This window comes from Arthrobacter agilis, from assembly GCF_002953615.1.
Classification (GTDB): domain Bacteria; phylum Actinomycetota; class Actinomycetes; order Actinomycetales; family Micrococcaceae; genus Arthrobacter_D; species Arthrobacter_D agilis_B.
Map to the genome: position 1 here is coordinate 3,296,527 of NZ_CP024915.1, position 3,430 is coordinate 3,299,956.

At 71.1% G+C, this 3,430-nt stretch carries 4 protein-coding genes; all 4 read right to left on the reverse strand.

Annotation, left to right across the window (positions count from 1 at the left end; translation table 11 throughout):
* Positions 1–1,062: thymidine phosphorylase (locus CVO76_RS16145; RefSeq protein WP_208740115.1), on the reverse strand; the 1,062-nt coding region annotated here is incomplete at its 3' end.
* Between the two features lie 93 nt (positions 1,063–1,155).
* Complete coding sequence (locus CVO76_RS16150; protein ID WP_133082751.1) at positions 1,156–1,551, reverse strand: cytidine deaminase; 396 nt, start codon at positions 1,549–1,551, stop codon at positions 1,156–1,158.
* A gap of 13 nt (positions 1,552–1,564) precedes the next feature.
* On the reverse strand, positions 1,565–2,857 hold the full coding sequence (locus CVO76_RS16155) for an ABC transporter permease (protein WP_208740116.1): 1,293 nt from the start codon (positions 2,855–2,857) through the stop codon (positions 1,565–1,567).
* Positions 2,854–3,430: ABC transporter permease (locus tag CVO76_RS16160; protein WP_208740117.1), on the reverse strand; the 577-nt coding region annotated here is incomplete at its 5' end. The genes CVO76_RS16160 and CVO76_RS16155, both read right to left, overlap by 4 nt.

Consider the following 3,430-nt stretch of genomic DNA (forward strand, 5'->3'; position numbering starts at 1 on the left):
GAGCCGCCAGGCGGCGACGCCCACCGAGAGCGCGTCGAGGCCCACGAGCACGCCGTCGGCCGGCGCCAGGACGACCTCGGACTCCTTCGCCACGGGCAGGGTCGCGCGGGGGTCTCCGCCCTGCGCCTCGATCATCCTGTTCCAGACGTCCATCGCGCGTCCGTCCTTCAGCGCGGCCGCCGGGTCGGCGTCGTGCACGCCCGCGCACGCGAGCATCTCCTCCGCGAGGCGCACGGTGAGCTCGACGACGTCGGCCGGTCCGCCGCCGGCGAGGACCTCCACCGACTCCTCGACCTCGATGGCGTTGCCGGCCGTCAGTCCGAGGGGTGTGCTCATGTCGGTGAGGAGCGCCACGGTGTTCACGCCGGCGTCCTTGCCGAGGGCCACCATGGTCTCGGCGAGCTCGCGTGCCTGGTCGACGTCCTTCATGAAGGCCCCGCTGCCCACCTTCACGTCCAGGACCAGCGACCCGGTCCCCTCGGCGATCTTCTTGCTCATGATCGAGGACGCGATGAGCGGGATAGCCTCGACGGTCCCCGTGACGTCGCGCAGGGCATAGAGCTTCTTGTCCGCGGGGGCCAGTCCCGTCCCGGCGGCGCAGATGACCGCGCCCACCTCGGCGAGCTGGCGCAGCATGTCCTCGTTGCTGAGGTGCGCACGCCAGCCGGGGATGGATTCCAGCTTGTCCAGGGTGCCCCCCGTGTGGCCGAGGCCGCGTCCGGAGAGCTGCGGCACGGCGACCCCGAAGACGGCGACGAGCGGGGCCAGCGGCAGGGTGATCTTGTCGCCGACGCCCCCGGTGGAGTGCTTGTCGCTGGTGGGGCGGCCGAGCGAGGAGAAGTCCATGCGCTCGCCGGAGGCGATCATCGCGGCGGTCCAGCGCGAGATCTCGGCGCGGTCCATGCCGTTGAGCAGGATCGCCATGTTGAGGGCGGCCATCTGCTCGTCGGCGATGACGCCACGCGTGTAGGCGTCGATGGTCCAGTCGATCTGCTCGGGCGAGAGCGTGCCCCGGTCGCGCTTGGTACGGATGATGTCGACGGCGTCGAAGGCTTCGGTCATGGGGATCCTCGGATCGTGGTGCGGCTCCTGGCAGGAGCCGTGGAATGGGAAGGGGAAGAGGAGGGGCGCGGCCTGTCCGGCCGCGCCCCTGGATCAGGCGAGGTGCTGCGGCCCGAAGGCGTCCGGCAGGACCTCGTCCATGGTGCGGATGCCGCTGACGGTCATGAGCACCATGTCCGGCGCCCGGAACTCGTACAGCAGCTGGCGGCAGCGCCCGCACGGCATGAGGGTGCTGCCCTCGCCGTCCACGCAGCTGAACGCCCGGATGCGCCCGCCGCCGCTCATGGCCAGCGCGCTCACGAGCGCACACTCCGCGCACAGGGTCAGACCGTAGGAGGCGTTCTCCACGTTGCAGCCGGAGATGATCCGGCCGTCCTCGAGCAGGGCCGCGGCCCCCACGGGGTACTTCGAATAGGGGACGTAGGCGCGTTCCATGGCGTCCCTCGCCGTGGCGGCCAGGGAGTCCCAGGGGATCTCGTCGTCGGTCATGCTGCTGAGCCTCCTAGCCCTTGATGTACGGGATACCGCTGGCGCCCGGTGCCCGCGAGCGGCCGACGAGCCCCGCGACCGCGAAGACCGTCACCACGTACGGCAGCATGCGCAGGAACTGGTCCGGCACGGGCGTGCCGAGCAGGCTGAGCACGTTGGACAGGTTCGTGGCGAAGCCGAACAGCAGCGCCGCGAAGAAGGCCCCGATCGGGTTCCAGCGACCGAAGATCAGGGCGGCGAGCGCGATGTAGCCCTGGCCCGCGGTCATGTCGCGGCCGAAGCCCGAGACGGCGACGAGCGTGAAGAAGGATCCTCCGACGCCCGCGACGACGCCCGCGAGCAGCACGTTGGTGAAGCGCATGCGGTTGACGTTGACGCCGAGGGTGTCGGCAGCCTTGGGGTGCTCGCCGACGGCGCGCGTGCGCAGGCCCCAGCGCGAGTGGTAGAGCGCCACGTAGACGACGGCCACCGCGACGTACATGAGGTAGCCCACGATGGTCTGCTGGAAGAGGATCGGGCCGATCACCGGGATGTCCGCGAGCAGCGGGATCTCGATCACGGGCAGGCGCGGGGGCGAGTTCCACCGCTCCGCGTCCTCGCTCAGCACGGCGGAGAACAGGAAGCCGGTCAGCCCGGAGACCAGGACGTTCAGCACGACGCCGACGATCACCTGGTTCACGACGTAGCGGATGCTGAAGACGGCGAGGACGAGGGACACGAGGACGCCTGCCACCGCCGCGGCGAGGAGGCCGACGAAGGCACTCCCGGACAGCGACGCCGCGACCGCGGCCGCGAACGCGCCGAACAGCAGCTGGCCCTCGATCGCGATGTTCACGACGCCGGAGCGCTCGCACAGCACGCCCGAGAGCGAGCCGAAGATCAGCGGCACGGCCAGGGTGACGGATCCGGCGAGGAGACCGTAGAGGGCGACGTTGGGGGTGCGGGCGCTGCCGACGACCCACGTCAGGAACGCGACGAGGAACAGGACGGCGAAGACGGCCAGCACCCAGGCGGGGATCTTCCGCCCCGAGCGCGTGCGCAGGATCGCGAGGACGGCGAGGGCGATCATCGCGAGTGCCGCGATCCAGCCGATCACCGGGGCGGACACCACGATGGACGGCAGGACGATCGGGTCGTTCTCCTCCGACAGCCTGAACGTGACGTCGTTGCCCGGCGCTCCGAGTGCGAAGACGAGGAGGGCGAAGAGGGCGACGACGGAGAGGATGATCGGGTTCTTCCAGCTCCGCACGGCCGCGTCGCCGGCTGCGTTCTGGCGCTCGTCGCGAGCGGTGGTTGCTGTGCTCATGCTGCTGCTCCGGTCGAGGCTGGCGTGCGGTGAGGGGTGCCGCCCTTGCCCGTGCGCGCGGCGCCCGGTGCCGGGAGGCGGAAGAGCGCACGGACGAGTGGCGGCGCCGCGATGAAGAGGACGATCAGAGACTGCACGACGAGGACGATGTCGATGCTCGTGCCCGTCGAGGCCTGCATGGCCACTCCCCCGGCGCGGAAGGCGCCGAAGAGGATGCCCGCCGCGAAGGTGCCCCACGGCGAGGACCGGCCGAGGAGTGCCACCGTGATCGCGTCGAAGCCGAAGCTCGCGGCGACGCCCGAGGTGAGGACCTTCTCCGTCCCGGAGACCTGGGCCACGCCGGCGAGGCCGGCGAGGGCCCCGGCGATGGCCATCGCGAGGATGTAGCCCCTGCTGACGTTGACACCGGCGGTGCGGGCCGCGCTCGCGTTGGCGCCGACGGCACGGAGCTCGAACCCGACGGTCGACCGGTTGAGCAGCCACCACACGAAGACGGTGGCCAGGACGGCGACGACGAAGCCCCAGTGCAGGCGGAACGCGGGACCGAGCAGCGGCGGGTACAGGGCGCTCGCG

What these genes read in the sequence shown, in the direction of transcription:
- CVO76_RS16150 (WP_133082751.1), bottom strand. Translation starts at nt 1,551, where the DNA reads ATGACCGACGACGAGATCCCCTGGGACTCCCTGGCCGCCACGGCGAGG.
- CVO76_RS16155 (WP_208740116.1), bottom strand. Translation starts at nt 2,857, where the DNA reads ATGAGCACAGCAACCACCGCTCGCGACGAGCGCCAGAACGCAGCCGGC.